Annotated in this window: 12 protein-coding genes, 1 tRNA gene, 1 rRNA gene and 1 pseudogene; 10 read left to right on the forward strand and 5 right to left on the reverse strand. The window is 66.2% G+C overall.

Annotated features, from left to right (window positions below; all coding sequences use genetic code 11):
* Positions 1–100 precede the first annotated feature (100 nt).
* From rrf to IEY69_RS11905, 7 genes are all read left to right on the forward strand, one after another.
* Positions 101–217 (forward strand): 5S ribosomal RNA (rrf, locus tag IEY69_RS11875).
* Between the two features lie 68 nt (positions 218–285).
* A tRNA-Gly gene (locus IEY69_RS11880) sits at positions 286–361 on the forward strand.
* Positions 362–598: 237 nt separating this feature from the next.
* Positions 599–1786 (forward strand): tRNA guanosine(34) transglycosylase Tgt, encoded by a 1188-nt coding sequence (tgt, locus tag IEY69_RS11885; RefSeq protein WP_189073378.1) that lies wholly within the window; start codon positions 599–601, stop codon positions 1784–1786.
* 288 nt (positions 1787–2074) lie between these two features.
* Positions 2075–5272 carry an S-layer homology domain-containing protein gene (locus IEY69_RS11890; RefSeq protein WP_189073379.1) on the forward strand — a complete coding sequence of 1066 codons (3198 nt, stop codon included), beginning with the start codon at positions 2075–2077 and terminating at the stop codon, positions 5270–5272.
* 104 nt (positions 5273–5376) lie between these two features.
* Positions 5377–6321, forward strand: a complete 945-nt coding sequence (locus IEY69_RS11895; RefSeq protein WP_189073380.1) for a manganese-dependent inorganic pyrophosphatase — start codon at positions 5377–5379, stop codon at positions 6319–6321.
* A gap of 74 nt (positions 6322–6395) precedes the next feature.
* A complete protein-coding gene (locus IEY69_RS11900; protein ID WP_229783907.1) occupies positions 6396–7667 on the forward strand; it encodes a bifunctional folylpolyglutamate synthase/dihydrofolate synthase in 1272 nt (423 codons plus the stop codon).
* A 61-nt stretch (positions 7668–7728) separates the two neighbouring features.
* Entirely contained in the window at positions 7729–9213 is a 1485-nt protein-coding gene (locus IEY69_RS11905; RefSeq protein WP_189073381.1) for a carboxypeptidase M32, read from the forward strand.
* Between the two features lie 71 nt (positions 9214–9284).
* Here the strand turns inward: IEY69_RS11905 and IEY69_RS11910 are convergent, their stop codons facing one another.
* A complete protein-coding gene (locus IEY69_RS11910; RefSeq protein ID WP_046843587.1) occupies positions 9285–9536 on the reverse strand; it encodes a hypothetical protein in 252 nt (83 codons plus the stop codon).
* Positions 9537–9834: 298 nt separating this feature from the next.
* Here IEY69_RS11910 and IEY69_RS11915 point away from each other — a divergent pair, with 298 nt between their 5' ends.
* Positions 9835–10224: a helix-turn-helix domain-containing protein gene (locus tag IEY69_RS11915; protein ID WP_189073382.1), complete on the forward strand. Its 390-nt coding sequence runs from the start codon at positions 9835–9837 to the stop codon at positions 10222–10224.
* Between the two features lie 70 nt (positions 10225–10294).
* Here IEY69_RS11915 and IEY69_RS11920 read toward each other — a convergent pair whose 3' ends face one another.
* The 4 genes from IEY69_RS11920 to IEY69_RS11935 form a co-directional block, all read right to left on the reverse strand.
* Positions 10295–11980, reverse strand: a complete 1686-nt coding sequence (locus IEY69_RS11920) for a polymer-forming cytoskeletal protein (RefSeq protein ID WP_189073383.1) — start codon at positions 11978–11980, stop codon at positions 10295–10297.
* Positions 11981–11995: 15 nt separating this feature from the next.
* Positions 11996–12493, reverse strand: a complete 498-nt coding sequence (gene moaC / locus IEY69_RS11925; RefSeq protein ID WP_373291039.1) for a cyclic pyranopterin monophosphate synthase MoaC — start codon at positions 12491–12493, stop codon at positions 11996–11998.
* Between the two features lie 37 nt (positions 12494–12530).
* Positions 12531–13136 (reverse strand): YceD family protein, encoded by a 606-nt coding sequence (locus IEY69_RS11930; protein WP_189073385.1) that lies wholly within the window; start codon positions 13134–13136, stop codon positions 12531–12533.
* A gap of 80 nt (positions 13137–13216) precedes the next feature.
* Positions 13217–14275 (reverse strand): glucose-1-phosphate thymidylyltransferase, encoded by a 1059-nt coding sequence (locus tag IEY69_RS11935; protein WP_189073386.1) that lies wholly within the window; start codon positions 14273–14275, stop codon positions 13217–13219.
* A gap of 203 nt (positions 14276–14478) precedes the next feature.
* Here IEY69_RS11935 and IEY69_RS11940 point away from each other — a divergent pair.
* Positions 14479–14958: pseudogene (locus tag IEY69_RS11940) on the forward strand (mannose-1-phosphate guanylyltransferase); the annotation flags it as partial.
* The gene (locus IEY69_RS11945) at positions 14955–16628 is read left to right on the forward strand and encodes a polysaccharide biosynthesis tyrosine autokinase (protein ID WP_189073387.1); all 1674 of its coding nucleotides are present in this window, start codon (positions 14955–14957) and stop codon (positions 16626–16628) included. The pseudogene IEY69_RS11940 and the gene IEY69_RS11945, both read left to right, overlap by 4 nt.
* Positions 16629–16631 lie beyond the last annotated feature (3 nt).

Raw genomic sequence — 16631 nt, forward strand, 5'->3', positions numbered from 1 at the left:
GCCGCTTGCGGCCGAGACGCACGACCCCGCTCGTTTCACCTCGTCTTGCTTCACTCCCGACGGTCAATTGACCGCCGTGAGGAATGACAAATCAAGACACCCCCGTGCCCATAGCACTGCGGAACCACCCCACTCCATGCCGAACTGGGTCGTGAAACGCAGCCGCGCCAATGATACTCGGACCGCAGGGTCCCGGAAAAGTCGGTCAGCGCGGGGGTTTTTTCTATACCACCACCGTCACTCACGAGTGACGTGCACAGACCGCGCCGCTTCTCGGCGCGACATGCGGGAGTAGCTCAGCTGGTAGAGCACTACCTTGCCAAGGTAGATGTCGCGAGTTCGAATCTCGTCTCCCGCTCCACATTCACCCCCCACCTCGAAAGAAGTGGGGGCTTTTTTATTGCCTGCACTCGAAAGGGCCGCCCTCGTTGATCTGGAGGGCGGCCTGTTTTCTCTTGCTGGATTTACTTGATTTCCACTTCCAGCGGATCAAAGGAAACGTGCGGGTACTGCGGTTCCATGCCCTTCAGGGTGTTCAGCAGAATTCGCGTCATCCTTTCAAAGACGCTCTTGCGGCGGTCTGCGGCACAATAGAGGGATGTTCGAGTTCGATATTCAGCACCGGGATGGCCGGGCGCGCATCGCGCAGTTTCACACGCCGCGCGGCACCGTCACAACCCCAATGTTCATGCCAGTTGGTACGCAAGGCACCGTGAAGGGCATCAGCCCGCAGGAACTGACTGACATCGGGTCACAGATGATCCTCGGCAATACCTATCACCTCATGCTCCGCCCAGGGGAAGCTCTGGTGGCTGCACATGGCGGGCTCCCGGGCTTCACCGCCTATCCTGGCCCCTTCCTGACCGATTCTGGAGGTTTCCAAGTCATGAGTCTGGGGCACATGCGCAAGATCACCGAGGAAGGCGTGATATTCAAGAGCCACTTGGACGGCAGCCTGGTGAACCTCACGCCTGAGCGGAGCATTCAGGTGCAGGAGGCGCTGGGGGCGGACGTCATCATGGCATTCGATGAGTGCCCGCCGTATCCGACCGAGCGGGAGTACATCCTGCGTAGCCTGGAACGGACCGAGCGCTGGCTGGCGCGTTGCCTGACAGTGAAATCAAAACCCGAGCAGGCGCTGTTCGCGATCGTGCAGGGGGGCGTGCATGAGGATCTGCGGCAGCGCAGCCTTGACCTGACCCTGCCCTATGAGACTCCCGGTTTCGCCCTGGGTGGGCTCGCCGTCGGCGAGCCGAAAGAAGAGATGTACCCGGCGGTGGCCTTCACTGCCGAGCGTCTGCCCGAGAATAAGCCCCGGTACCTGATGGGTGTCGGTCACCCAGAGGATCTGGTGGCGGGCGTGGCCCTCGGTGTCGATATGTTCGACTGCGTCTATCCGACCCGAACGGGCCGCTTCGGCTACGCCCTGACCGATCAGGGACGCCTGAACATGAATTCCAGTGCTCCACGGACATCCATGGAGCCGCTGGACTCGGCATGCGATTGTTACGCCTGTCGGCACTACACGCGGGCCTACCTCGCGCACCTGATCAGAGCTGAGGAGATGCTGGGGCCGCGCATGCTGTCCCTGCACAATCTACGTTACCTCCACCGTCTGATGGAGCGGGCGCGGGCGGCTATCGCAGAAGGGCATTACTTCTCCTGGGCGGCCTCCTGGGCTGCGAGCTATTTCCATCAGGGGGTGCCAGAGTGGTTCCAGCTGGCACTGGACCTTGGATCATCCGGGCATGCCGAAAACGTCAATCCTCGTGTTGATGACGAATAAAAATCAAGGCACGCGACCTTTTCACAACCTTCATGCTCCAGTCAGATAGCGGTCATGTGCGATGAAATCGGCCTTTTAGGCCATTCTCAGGGTTGACCCGGTCTCTTTCATGCCTGTATCATCCGCCTGATCTGACACTTCTGAACCGACAGGCAAAGAATGTCAGGTTGCGCGAAGGACCACAGGAACGGCGAACAGCTCTGGGAGAGGAAACCCGGCAACTCGCCCCACCGTCACCTTCAGAGCCGAGAACGTGCTCCGCCGCGCGACGACCTTTTGGGGGTTCATATGAAGAAAAGCCTGCTCATTCTCACCGCCGCGCTGTCCTTCGGCGTCGCCGCCGCTCAGACGGCGCCCGCCGCACCCCAGGTGCCCGCGCTGACCGACGTTCCCGCCGGTCACTGGGCCAAGGACGCCATCGACCTGCTCGTCAGCCGTGGCATCCTCCTCGGCTACCCCGATGGTACCTTCCGTGGCACGCAGAACCTCACCCGCTACGAAGCGGCCGTGATCATCGCCCGCCTCCTTGACCAGATCAAGACCGGCGAAGTGACCACCACCACCTTCGACGAGGAAACCCTGACCGCGCTGCAGAACGCGATCCAGGAACTCGCCGCCGACCTCGCCGCCCTCGGCGTGCGCGTCAGCGATCTCGAAGAGAACGCCGTCAGCCGCGACGACTTCGCCCGCCTCGAAGAGCGCGTCGAGATGCTCGCCGCCGCCAGCGGCGACGCCGAAGCCCTCGCCGGCCTCACCAGCCAGATCGAAGACCTGACCGCCCGCGCCGACGACTACGACACCCTGCGTGCCGACGTCGACGACAACGCCAGCCAGATCGCCGCCCTGAACGACCTGACCGTCCTCCTGAACCAGGACATCCTGAACCTCCAGGACCGCGTCAGCGCCGTCGAAGCCGCCCAGGCCGACCTCGTCGGCCGCGCCGACTTCGACGCCCTCGCCGGCCGCGTGACCACCGTCGAAACCAAGGTCACCAGCCTCGACAACCGCGTCACCCAGCTGGAGAAGTACGCCTTCAGCATCTCCCCCAGCCTCACCGCCACCTACTATGTGGCCCGCGCCAACCGTAACATGGATCTGGACCGCCTGATCCCCGGCACCGTCTTCAGCACGGGTACTGACGGTAACGCGACCACGGTCGACACCGCTGTCGACTACGCTGACCTGACCAACAGCCGCGTGGCAATCCGTCCTGTTGTTCCGAACGGTGTGACCCCCCCGACCCCCAGCGCCGAAGGCTTCTACGGATTCAGCAACGTCACCTACCGTAAGGACGTGGACGGGTACATTCTCGACGCGAACGGCGTTCGCATCATTACCCCCGACGGCAAGGCCATCCTGAAGGCCGATGGTACGTCCGTCGGTGGTGCCCCCGCAGTGCTTGCTGGTGGTCCTGCCGCCGTCGAAGGTCAGACGAACCTTAACTTCTCCATCACCTTCGGCAACAGCGGCAAGTTCGACACCGCTCGTAGCGACGTCAGTGGCGCCTACGTTCCTGGACCCGGTGGCCTGAACGTCAACAGTGTTGACGTGAGCTTCGGCATCCGCGCTGGCCTGCCCACTGCTGACAGCCGTTACCCCGACGTCGTGCAGGACGGCACCACCTACCGCCCCTTGTTCTTCTACTTCAACCAGGCCACCACGAAGTTCACCGTCGGCAACGCGCCCGTTACCGTGACCTTCGGCAAGGCTCTGAAGTTCAAGTTTGCCGACTACATCGGTGACAACGACGCTGTGGGCCGCGGCGACGGTTATATCGTCAACGTGGACGGCAGCACCCTGCCCGTGATCGGCGCCTTCAAGCCCATGATCACTGGCGTGTACGGCAGCCGTGGCGGCGCCAATGGTGACAACCTGTACTACCGCGGCGTTCGCGCCGAGATCACCCCCATCGGCACCCTGAAAGCTGGCCTGAACTACATGCAGGAAGGTGTGGACACCCTGGGTCGCGGCACTAACACCGGCACTGCCCCTAGCGACGTGACGGCCTTCGGCGCCGACCTGCACGGCACTGTGGCCGGCTGGCAGCTCGACAGCGAGTACGCAACCAGCCGTATCGCTCCCAGCCGCCTCCCGGGCGCTACGGCCGGCGCCGTGGAAACTCAGAGTGCCTTCTACGCCCAGACCAGCGGGACCCTGGGCCCAGTCAAGGTTTACACCCTGAACTACCGTACTGTCAGCGCCGGTTACGACGCTGTCGCGGGCGTGATGGAAGCCGATCCCACCGCTACCAACAGCACGGCCCCCTTTGAAGCGGGCCGCACCGGCTTCGGCGTGAAAGCTAAGGCGGATATCCTGGGTCTGATCAACCTAGGCGGGTACGTTGATAACAGCGTCAACTTTGGCAAGAGCCCCGTGAACACCGCCGGCGAGGCCAGCGCGATCGTTGACCGTGGCGTGGCTGCCAAGGTCAGCCTGTTCAACCTGGTAACCGTTCGTGGCGGGTACTACGAGTACCTGACGGGTATTCAGGCGCCTGTTGCGGCGGCTTTCCAGGGTAAGTTGGGTGTCCGCACGGCTGTCCGCGCTGACCTGGGCCTGCCCCTGGGCTTCAGCTTCGGCGCCTTCTACCGCAACGTGTCCACCGACGGCCGCCTGCGTGCCAACAGTGACGCTGGTCTGTTCGGCAACAGCGTCGCGTACAACAGCAACGAGTTCGGCCTGAGCACCAGCGAAATGGATTCCGGTACCTGCGGCACCGCCACCACCAGCGTCTGCTACAGCGAGTACGGCTTCGAAGCCAAGCACAACGGCAAGGACGCCGCCGCACTGGTCAATGGCCTTGACCTGACCCTGGGCTACGCTTCCCGCTACCGCGCGGCCACCAATGGCTACACCAACCAGGTCGTGTACGGCAGCGCCGCGTACGACACCAAACTGGGTGTCGCCGCCATCAAGCTGAACGCAGGCTTCAACACGAGCACCTATGCGGACAGCGAGCGTAACAGCACGGCCACCCTGGCCAACACCACCTCCTTCAATGGGAGCGTGGACGTCAAGACCGACGCCCTGAATACTGTCTTTAAGCCCAGCTTCGAAGCATATGTCAAGGCATACAACAAGAGCTACGACTACGGCACCGCCACTGGCGCTGCGGCTGACTTCACTGCGAGCGACGTGCTGTACCGTGTGGGCGTCAAGCTGAACGAGTTCCTGCTCCCCAACACCAAGCTGGCCGTGTACTACGCTGGTTACCAGGGCACGAACCGCGCCTACGCTCCCTACGTGGCTGCCTTCAACGCCGACGGCAGCGCCAAGGCTGGTACCGCTGGCGCGTTCATCGACCAGTACAACGGCAACCGCACCGTCAGCCAGGACCTGCTGTATGTGGAAGGCAACTACTACGACCTCAGCTTCGGCTACGGCTACGGCAACCTGCGCCTGCGTGAGAGCAACGGCGCGGCAGTCGCCGGTGCGGCGGATGCCCGCGGCAACGTCTTCAAGATCAGTTACAAGGTCAAGTTCTAAACCTAATCTGATGAATAAAATCCCCGCTCCGTGCGGGGGTTTTTCTTTTGATGTTGTGCGAGCAGGTGTGCGTTCCTGGAGTAGCAAATCGGTAGAATCGCTACATGATTGCTGTGTTTGGTCACCTGAACCCCGATACCGATGCCATCACGGCCGCGCTGGTGTACGCGCGGCTCCTGACCCGCCAGGGCGTCGAAGCCACCGCGTACCGTCTGGGCGACCTGAACTTCGAGACGGCCTTCGTCCTGCAGGAAGCTGGAGTGGGCGCTCCGGCGTTGCTGCCTGAACTGCCCGCCGGGGCGCCCGTGGCCCTCGTGGATCACAACGAGAGCGCCCAGTCCACTCCGAACCTTGCGGAGCTGAACGTCACGCGGGTCGTGGACCACCACAAGCTGGGCGACCTGACGACCTCGCAGCCGCCCTACCTGCGCTTCGAGCCGGTGGGCTGCACGGGGACGATCCTGCTGAAACTGCACCGCGAGGCGGGCCTGCCGGTTGAGGCGCTGGACGCCCGGTTGATGCTCAGCGCGATCCTGAGTGACACGCTGCACTTCCGCAGCCCGACCACCACCCAGGAGGACCGCGACGCAGTGGCGTTCCTGGCGCCCGCGGCGGGCATCGAGGACGTCGAGGCGTACGCGCTGGCGATGTTCGCTGCGAAGAGCGACCTGGGGGACACCCCGGCGGACACGCTGCTGCGCATGGACTACAAGGTGTTCCCGTTCGGGGACGTGGTCGCGCCGCACAGCTGGGGCATCGGCGTGATCGAGACCACCAATCCCGGCTACGTGTTCGGGCGTCAGGCGGAACTGCTCGCCGCGATGGATCAGGCCAAGGCGCAGGACGGCTTGAGCGGCGTGCTGCTGAGCGTCGTGGACATCCTGAACGAGACGAACCGCACGCTGGTCCTGAGCGCTACCGAGGAGAAGGTGCTGCGCGAGGCCTTCGGCGCCGACGTGGACGGTCGGGTGGCAGACCTGGGCGGCCGGATCAGCCGCAAGAAGCAGATCGTGCCGACCCTGGAAGGGTACTTCGCGCCGCTGAGCTGAACCCCGCCGACCTGATGGCCCGCTTCCCGCACAGGGGGCGGGCCTCTGGCGTTCCGTCGTCCTATGCTGGGCGGATGACTGATTCTGGTGACCTCTCTGGTGACTTGGCGTGGGTGTTCGCGCGGCAGCGCTTCGGGATGCACCCCGGCCTGGGGCGGGTGGAGGCCCTGCTGTCGCGGCTGGGTGACCCGCAGCGGGCGTTCCGGACGGTGCTGGTGGGCGGCACGAACGGCAAGGGGTCCACGGCGGCGTCCCTGGCGGCCATGCTGCGCGCCGGGGGTGTGCGTACGGGCCTGTTCACCAGCCCGCACCTGACGCGCTTCACCGAGCGGTTTGTGGTGGACGGCACGGAACTCCCGGAGGCGGAGGTCACGGCGGCCCTCGCGGAGCTGCGGCCGCACGCGGAGGAGGTGGGCGCGTCGTTCTTCGAGGTGATCACGGCGCTGGGCGCCGAGCTGTTCCGCGGGGCGGGCGTGGAGGTCGCCGTGATGGAGGTCGGGCTGGGCGGTCGGCTGGACGCCACGAACGCCCTCGATCCGGTCCTGAGCGTCCTGACGAACGTGGGCCTGGATCACACCGAGGTGCTGGGCGATACCCGCGAGGCGATCGCGCGGGAGAAGGCGGGCATCCTGCGCGCGGGGCGTCCGGCGGTGACGGGCGTGGCGGCGGACCTCCGGCTCATCCTGCGTGCCGAGGGCGCGGACCTGTGGGCGCTGGGCGAGGAGGCGCACCTGAGCGTGCAGGGGCGCGGCTGGGACGGCTCGGACGTCACGGTGGGCAGCCCGGCGGGCACGGTCACGCTGCGTACGCCGCTGCTGGGCGCGCACGGCGCGGCGAACGCGGGACTGGCGGCGCTGGCCGCCCTGCGCCTGGGCCTGAGTCCCGAGGCGGTGCAGGCGGGCGCGCAGGCGACGCAGTGGCCGGGTCGTTTGGAGGTCATCCCCTGGCGGGGCACGCGAGTGCTGCTGGACGGCGCGCACAACCCGGACGGCGCGCAGGCGGTCGCGGCGGCCCTGCAGAGCCTGGGCGTGGACCGCCTGCCGCTGGTGTTCGGCGCGGCGGGCGACAAGGACCTCGCGGGGGTCGCGGCGGCCCTGCGGCCCCTGGCGTCCGAGGTGATCCTCACGCGGGCCGCGCTGAGTCCCCGCGCAGCGGACCCGGCTGGTCTGGCCCACCTCTTCCCGGAGGTGCCGCTGACCGTTACGGACAGCCCCCAGGCGGCGCTGGCGGCCCTGGGGGACCGGCGTGCTCCGCAGGCGCTGGTGTGCGGCAGCCTGTACCTGCTGGGTGAGGTCCGCCCCCTGCTGCTGGGTCAGGCGGCCGAGGACCGCGAGCGCTGGCAGTGACCCCCTGCGTGCCTCCGCCAGATGGCGGATCGGCCCGCTCGGAGCGCTACCCTGAGAGGTGATGACCACCTTCGATGAACTGAGCCGCCGCCTGGGTCAGGTGAGCGATCTGGGCGCCGCCGCGAGCCTGCTGTCCTGGGAGCAGGAGACCTTCATGCCGCCCGAGGCGGCCCGCGTGCGCGGCCTGCAACTCGCGACCCTGGCGGGCCTCTCGCACGAGCTGTTCACCGCTCCCGAGACCGGCGCTCTGCTGGACTGCGCGCAGCCCGACGGCGACACGCAGGCGGCGATCGTGCGGGTCGCGCGGCGCGACTACGCGAAGGCCACGCGCCTCCCCACATCGTTCGTGGAGGACCGTACCCGCGCGCAGAACGAGGCGCACCACGCCTGGATTCACGCCCGCCAGCACAGCGACTTCGCCGGTTTTGCGCCGTACCTGGAACGCATGATGGACCTCGCGCGCCGTCAGGCCGACCTGATGGGCTTCGACGAGCACCCCTACGACGCCCTGATCGACGACTACGAGCCCGGCATGCGCGCCGCGCAGGTCAGGGCGGTATTCGCGGACCTGCGGGACCGCACGCTGCCGCTGCTGGAGCGGATCCGCGCCGCCGGGGACGCCGCCGACTACCGCGTCCTGACCCGCCCGTTCCCCGCCGAGGCGCAGAAGGCCTTCGCGTGGCGCGTGGCGGGCGAGGCGTTCGGCCTGAATGGCGACTTCGCCCGGCAGGACGAGAGTGCGCACCCGTTCCAGTCGAACTTCAGCCGCAGCGACATCCGCATCACGACCCGCGTCGAGGAGTACTGGCCTGCGTGCCTGTTCGGCACGTGGCACGAGGCCGGGCACGCCATGTACGAGCGCGGCGTGCACGAACGGTGGGAGCGCACCCCGGTGTCTGCCGGGGCGAGCCTGGGCGTGCACGAGAGCCAGTCGCGGATGTTCGAGAACCTGCTGGGCCGCAGCCTGCCGTTCTGGCAGCGCTACTTCCCGCAGCTGCAGGAGGCCGCGCCGCAGGTCACGGCGGGCCTGGACGCGGCGGCGCTGTACCGCGCGGTGAACCGAGTGAACCCCAGCCTGATCCGCGTGGAGGCGGACGAGGTCACGTACAACTTCCACATCATGCTGCGCTTCGAGCTGGAACTCGCGCTGCTGGAGGGCTCTCTGAGTGTCCGCGACCTGCCCGAGGCGTGGAACGCGAAGATGCAGGCGTACCTGGGCCTCACGCCGCCGGACGACGCGTCGGGCGTGCTGCAGGACATCCACTGGTCGGCGGGATTGATCGGGTACTTCCCGACGTACACGCTGGGGAACCTCCTGAGCGTGCAGCTGCTGGAGGCCGCCCGCCAGGACGCCGGGGTCGCGGCGGGCATCGACCGCGCCGAGTACGGCCCACTGCGCGCGTGGCTGGTCGAGCAGGTGCACCAGCACGGCCGCAGCCTGACGCCCGCCGAGCTGACCGTGCAGGCCACCGGCCGGCCCCTGAATGCCGACCCGTACGTGGCGTACCTGACGCGCAAGTACGGCGAGATCTACAACCTGAACTGAAGGGAAAAGAGGGCGCCCCGACCAGTCAACGGTCGGGGCGCCCTCTGCGGTGCTGGCGCTGCAGTGCTGGCTTACACGGCCTGGCGGCGCTGGGCGTTCGTGACGAGGTACGCGCGGGCGGAGTTCAGCCACGTCTGCGCGAGGTCGCTGTGGGGGTGCTGGCGTTCACGCAGCGCCTGGACGCTGAGGTTCAGCTGGCGTTCGACGCGGCGGACGGCGCCCAGGCCGCCCTCGTTCTCGACCTCAATCAGGGTGTTCAGGAGGGTGGTGGGGTGGGCGTAGCCGACGCGGATGCTTTCAGCGATGGTGTCCAGGGCGCGCATGGGGGGACTCCTTCCCGCCCACGGTGGGCGGCGAGGCGAGCAGGGTGAAATTCTGCTGTGGGCGAATCCTTCTTGTGATTACGATCTTAGCAGAGGGGATCGTGAAGGGCAAGAAGGGTTAATCCTTATTCTGTCTTGACCGTAGCGGGGGGTGGTGTTACACTCCAACCAAGGCTCCCGTATTCTGCCCACAGGCAAACCCTGGGGCAGCCGGACGGAACCCCAGGCGGCACGCGCCCCCCAGCCCCCAGCGGGCCGGTCCAGGCGTGAGGCCACGCCGCAGCCGAGGAGGTGAAACATGAAACTGCACGAAAGACTCCGCGAACTGCGCAGCGAACGCGGGCTGCGGCTCAAGGACGTCGCCGAGACCGCCGGGATCAGCGTCCCGTACCTCAGCGACCTCGAGCGCGGCCGCACCAACCCCAGCCTGGAAACCCTCCAGACCCTGGCCGGCGCGTACGCCATCACCGTTCACGACCTGCTCGAAGGGGTCGAGTTCTACGGTGCGTCCACCGAGGGCGCGCTGCCCAAGGGCCTCGCCGACCTGGTCGCCGATCCCACCCTGGGCCCGCAGATCACGCCTGACTGGGTCCGTACCCTGTCCCGCATCGAACTGCGCGGCAAACGTCCCCGCGACAAGGGCGACTGGTACGAGATCTACCTGCACCTCAAACGCATCCTGAACTGACGTTCAGTGCCAATAAACCCCCACCTGCACGGGTGGGGGCTTCTTGTGGTCCAGTCAGCTTGTGATCCGGTCAGGCCGCCTGCGGTTCCAGTGGAACTTCAGTCGGGCTGACCGTGCGGCTCAGCAGCAGCGTGCCCGCGCCCCAGGTGCCGCCTACCACCGCCAGCGCGAACGCCAGTGGCGGCAGACTCAGGCTGGCGGCCACGGCGCTCAGGCCCACCATGGCCCCCACCGCGTCCGGGACGGGCAGTCCCGCCCGATACGCCAGCGCGCGGCCCGCGTCGTACGCGCTGACGCTCAGGCCGACCGCGATCAGCAGCACCGCCAGCGCCGCCGCCAGCAGCGCCGGGCCCAGCAGGCCCGCCAGCGCCAGTCCACCCGCTGGGCCCAGCAGCGCCGCCAGGGACAGCACGCCCAGCGCCAGCGTCCGAACCGGCGCGTGCCGCTGCCGCCGCGCGAGCATCGGCGCCAGACCCGACACGAACAGCAGCAGCAGCGCCCCACCCGTCAGACCCACGAACACCTGCGGCCACGCCGCGCCGCCCAGCCAGCCCAGCACGGGGCGGAACGCGGCGGCCGTCACGGCTCCCAGCCCGCTCGGCGCCGGAATCTCGCGGGCGGCACTGTCACCGGGCGCCTGCCCCAGCAGCGCCGTGACGGACCCGCCCACCTGCGCGCCGGTCTCGCGGCGGATGTCGCCCAGCAGGGTCACGACCTGACCCTCCACGCGCGCGTCGGGGGCGAGCAGGACGTTCCCGCCCGCCGCGAGCACGTTGCCCTGCACGGTCCCGCGCACCACCACGTCCCGCCCGAAACTGACGGTGCCGTGCGTGACCACCCCGTACAGCGCCGGGAGGGTCAGCGCCGCGCTGAGCGCGAAGGCCAGCCCCCCGAAGCGCTGCGTGGCCGGCGCGGGCCGCCACGTCACGGCGGCGCTCGTCAACAGCAGCAGCAGCAGGCCCACCCCGGCCAGTGGCGACACCTGCGCCAGCAGCGTCTGCAGCACCAGCGCGCCCGCCGCAAGGTTCGGCCACGCGGTCGACACGGCCAGCGCCGTCAGCGCCACCAGCAGGGACACCACCATGATCAGCGGCGCCGGGTTGCGGGGACGGTTCCCGATCAGCGCCGCCGCCGCGGCCGGTGCCGGTGAGAGCACCTCCGCCGGGGTGAGCCGCACCTGCTGCGCCACGGCCGCCGCCACGCTGCCCGGCATCGCGGGAACCGGCGCCCCCAGCGTGCGGTCCAGGCGCAGGTCCTGCACGACGCTGGCCGCCACTGAACGTGGCAGCGGCGGAGCGGCCAGATGAGCCCCCAGCGAGACCTCCCGCACGGTTGCGGCCGCCACGCTCCGGGGCAGGGGTGGCCGGTCCTGCTGGAGATCACGGTGGAGGCGCACGTCCTGAACGACGGACGCGGCCACACTGCGCGGCAGGGCCGGCAGAGCACCCAGTCGGGCGGTCAGGGCCACCTCCGTGGCGACGTGGGCGGCCACCGTATGGGGCAGGGGAGGGGTGGCCAGCCGGACGGAAAGCCTGATGTCGCTCGCCACGTCGGCCGCCACGCTGCGTGGCGGGACCGGCGTGGTCCGCAGCAGGGCCGACACGCGGGCCAGTCGCTGCCGCTGCGCCTGTACCGCGGCCTGTGGGAAGCCCTGCAGCCGCTCGGCTTCGGCGGGGGTCAGGTCACCGTCCGCCTCGCGGTGCAGCAGCTCCAGCCACGCCCGTCCATCCCCCGATTGAAGAGTCTCCACGCCCATACGGTCCTTCTACGTTCAACCTTCGCCAGAAGTTCCCGCGCCCCCGGACCGGGCCACGTAATCGCCGCTCTTCCCGCCGGACTTCCCGAGCAGGCGCACCCCGGTCACCTCAATGGCCTTGCTGGCCGCCTTGAGCATGTCGTACACGTTCAGCGCCGCGACCGTCACCGCCGTCAGGGCCTCCATCTCAACCCCCGTCGGGGCAGTCGTGCGGACCCGCGCCCACACGTACACGCCCGCGTCCTCCAGCGTCACGCGCACCTCCGCGCCCGACACCGGAATCGGGTGACACAGCGTGATCAGGTCCGACGTGCGCTTGCAGCCCGACAGACCGGCCAGCCGGGCCACGGTCAGCGGATCACCCTTCGGGTTGGTCCCTGCCTCCAGGGCCGAGCGCGCCTCCGGCGGCAGGCGCACCCAGGCTTCCGCCGTCGCCTCACGTGCCGTGGCGACCTTCCCGGAGACGTCCACCATGCGCGGCAGCCCGTCCCGGAAATGCGTCAACTCCGCCACGTCAGTCCCCTGGGCCACCTCAGTCCGCTGTGTCACCTCAGTCCTCTGGGAGCTTTAGGTCCGCCAGCGACGCGAACGGATTCTGCTTGGCATGCAACGAGCCCGACGGGGTGCCCAGCTCATCGTCGATCTCCTCGACCGGCACCTGCGCCATGTGCTCGCACGGCCCCTCGTTCAGATCGTGCCCGCACACCTGACACAGCCCCTTGCAGGCCTCGTCGTGCAGCACACTCAGCGGCGCGTTCAGCAGCGTCGTCTCCGCCAGGTACGCACTCAGGTCCAGGTCCGGATCGCCGAACACCAGCACCTCCTCACCCGACTCCGCCTCCTCCAGGTACGGCTGTTCCGCCGACGGCTCGTAGCGCATCAGGGTGCCCAGCTGCACCTCCATGGGCACTTCCACGTCCCGCAGGCAGCGGGCGCACTCCATGATCAGGACCGGCTCGAACGACCCCTGCAGGTACATCTCAGAACCGCCCAGCGTGTTGACTTCCACCTCGAACGGCGCGGGCGCAGCGAAACGCAGCGTGTGCGTCTCGCCGCCCTGCTCGTACTGGAGGTGATCAAGGTGCCCTTCTGCCTGCGCGTCGTCCAGCGTGGACCGCATCAGCGCACCCAGGTGAATCCGAGGTGAATCCGTCATGCCCCCATCATAGAGCCGCGCCGCTGACAGAACCCTGCCCCGCACCTCAAAACGACCGCATTCGAGGAGCGCCTGCCAGATCAGGCGAGTTCGACGAGGCTGGCGTCACTGATCGTCAGCTTGTGCGTGCGCGGCACCGTTCGCCCACCCCGCACCTGCGCCCGCACCCCGATCAGGCAATCCTGCAACCGCTTGCTGACATTCTCGATACACGCCCCCTCATCGATCACGCTGTGCTCGACCTCCGCTCCCCGCACCACCGAGTTCGCCCCGATACTCGTGAACGGCCCGATGTACGCGTCCTCAATGAGCACGCCCTCACCCAGCATCACCGGCCCCACGATTTTGCTCCGGATCACCCGGGTAGACGCCGGCACCACCACACGACCCGTCAAACGGGACTCACTGACCTCCCCCTGAATGTCGCCCTCCAGCCGCTCCAGCAGCAGGCGATTGGCGTCCAGCAGATCCGCGGGTCGCCCCGTATCCTTCCACCACCCCTGGACGGCCTGCCCCTGCACGGTCAACCCCGCATCAATCAACCGCTGAATGCCGTCCGTGATCTCATACTCCCCCCGCGCCGACGGCGGCATGCCCTCCAGCATGCGGAAGATCTCCGGCGTGAAACAGTACAGCCCCGCCACCGCGAGATTACTGGGGGGATCTTTGGGCTTCTCGACCAGCCGCGTGATCCGCGTACCGTCTAGCTGCGCCACCCCGAACGCTGTGGGATCAGCTACCTCCACCAGAGCAATCAGAGCTGCCGGACGATCCTGCTGAAACGCCTGCACGAAAGGCGCCGCCCCATGCTCGAAGAGATTGTCGCCGAGGTAGACGCAGAAGTCGTCCTGGGCGACCCAGTTGCGGGCGGTGAGGACAGCGTGCCCGAGGCCGAGCTGCTCGTGCTGGTTGATGAGGGTGATTCGCACGCCAGAGAGGTGCTCGACGGCGTGCTGGATTTCGGCGCGGGTGATGTCGGAGACGACGACGCCGATGTCAGTGATGCCCGCGTGCACGAGGGTGTGGATGGCGTGGGCGATGATGGGCTGACCAGCAACGCGTAGGACCGGTTTGGGACGAGTATAGGTCAGTGGCCGTAGGCGTGTGCCCAGACCTGCAGCTGGAATGATTGCTTTCACAGCTCTACTTTATGTCTATCGTGCCTCTCATCTATCTGACCTGACCTTAGGGCACGGGTGGCCCACTGCCAAACGCCAGTAAGAATATGCGGACACTGTTATCATCAGCCGATGCAGCGGCTCAGGGTCATTCAGCAGACAGGTCAGATTTCACGCTATCAGGGTGAAGTCAAATTCTTAGGAGCAAGATGAGCGCAGATGTGATGTTCATCTGGAATGTCCAGGCCATCCTCAGGGCCTTCGAGCAGTATCAGCCCGCGCTGCATGCCCAGCTGTCGGAGGCGATGTTCCTCCACACGCCCCTGCAGCCGCGCATACCGCACGTCTTTCCTCAGCTTCCCAAGATCAGCATCAACTACGCCATTATGGAAAAAGCTAACAACGTAGTGGTTATTTCGGCGGAGTTCGGCTGGGACGACCTGGGTGACTGGAATGCCATGGAACGCCTGCTCAAAGGTGAAGGCGACAACGTCTCCGTCGGTCGGCACGTCGGCATCGATACCGGCGGGGCGATCCTGCACACTAGGAGCGGCGATGACCTGATCGCCACAATCGGCTTGGAAGACGTGGTGGGCATGCGTGCCGGCGACGTCACACTCTTCGTCTGGAAGGATCGCACGCAGGACATCAAGCAGGTCGTCCAACAACTGAAATCCCACCCTGAACTGGAGCGCTTCGCATGACTGACTACCCACAGATGGAGTCGCGCCGCGCGGCTCAGGAACCGCCGGAACCACGGGAACAGGAGATCGAACTCGGTACCCTCTGGAACGGAGTGCGGCGTCGCTTGCCCGTCATCCTGCTGGCAACTGGGATCATCGGTGCTGGTGTTTACGCTCTGTCGCGGGGGCAACCGGACGTATTTGAAGCGACTGCCAGCCTGGTGACAACCGGCAACAGCAGCAATCCCGGCGGGATCCGAGACAGTGTGGTGACAGCCGCTCCCCTACCAGCAGGCGCCCTACAGGAAGCACTAAACGGTCCAGTTGTGCTGGGGCGCATTATTGTTGGCCTGCGCAGCACGGAACGTATCCCTCAGGGCCTCCGCACAGCACTTGCTGAGGATCTGCAACGTGAACTGCAACTGCGGGAGGTCAGCACCCTGCAACTACAGAACCAGTTGGACTTCAATGGTAATGGGATCTATTCGGTCACCGCGCGCGCCGGCAGTCCAGCCGCCGCAAAATTCCTTGCAGATTTGAGTGCTCAGGCTCTGTTGGACTGGGATCGTGGGCGCGCGCTGAGTGGTATCCAGCGAGCGGAACGCAGCCTTAGAGCTCAGTTGGCTGAAGTGGAACGCCAGTTGACCCAGGGTAACCAGAGCGATCTGGAGCGCCAGACGCTGATCTCATCACGTGCCAGCCTTCAGCGCGCCTTGGCACAGGCAGGGATTCAGGCGGAAGGAGCTACTGGCTCGCTTGAACTGGTTTCTCCCGCTGTTGAACCGCTAAAACGTGTGGCGCCGAAACCTACTCGTAATGCGATTTTGGCGGGATTGTTGACCTTGCTTCTGGGCACAGGTCTTGCTGCTCTACGTACAGTGACAGATCGTACGGCCCGCTCTGAAGATGATCTGCTCAGCTTTGGTCTGCCAACACTGGGAAGCGTGCCCAAGCTACGCCGCCGGGATGTGGTCTTCAGTGGTATTGTCCGCGCGGCCCGTCAGGCAGGGCTGTATGAGGCGCTGGGTTTCCTGCGTGTGAATTTGCTGACCCGCCTGGGTACTCCTATGGGTCAGCGCATTATGATCTCCTCTACTGCACCTGGTGAGGGTAAAAGCAGCCTCACTGCCACGCTAGCTGACACTCTAGCCAACAGCGGTCTGCGCGTTCTGATCATTGATGCTGATATGCGCCGCGGTACACAGCAGGACGTCTGGGATAAGTACGAATCGAGCCATAACTGGTTCCAGCTCAGCGGTGAAGGTGGTGCCCGCACACTTCAGGATGCTTTACTTGCTCCGGAGAATGTGCAAGTGATCGAAGCTGAACGAGGCGTTCATGTTCTTCCTGCAGGGCCTGGACTACAGGACAGCATGGGCTTGCTCAACCGCGCTCCTCTGAATGAGATTCTGACCAGCTGGAGCAGAAGCTATGATTTAGTGCTGATCGATAGCCCTCCCATGCTCGCTCTGGCGGATGGTCTAATTCTGGGAAGATATGTGGATCAGGTACTGATCGTTGTCGAGGAAGGTAAGACCAGCCTGAACGCCGTGAAACAGACTTTGCGCCGAGCGCGAAATGCCAGTGTACCCGTGCTGGGGTTTATCCTGAACAAGGTATCCGCCAGCTCTCAGGAAGCTCAGGGCTATGGCTACGGTTACAGTTATGCGCCGCGAAAAAGGGAGGCTTGAAGG

The sequence above is a fragment of the Deinococcus sedimenti genome (genome assembly GCF_014648135.1).
Taxonomy (GTDB): Bacteria; Deinococcota; Deinococci; order Deinococcales; family Deinococcaceae; genus Deinococcus; species Deinococcus sedimenti.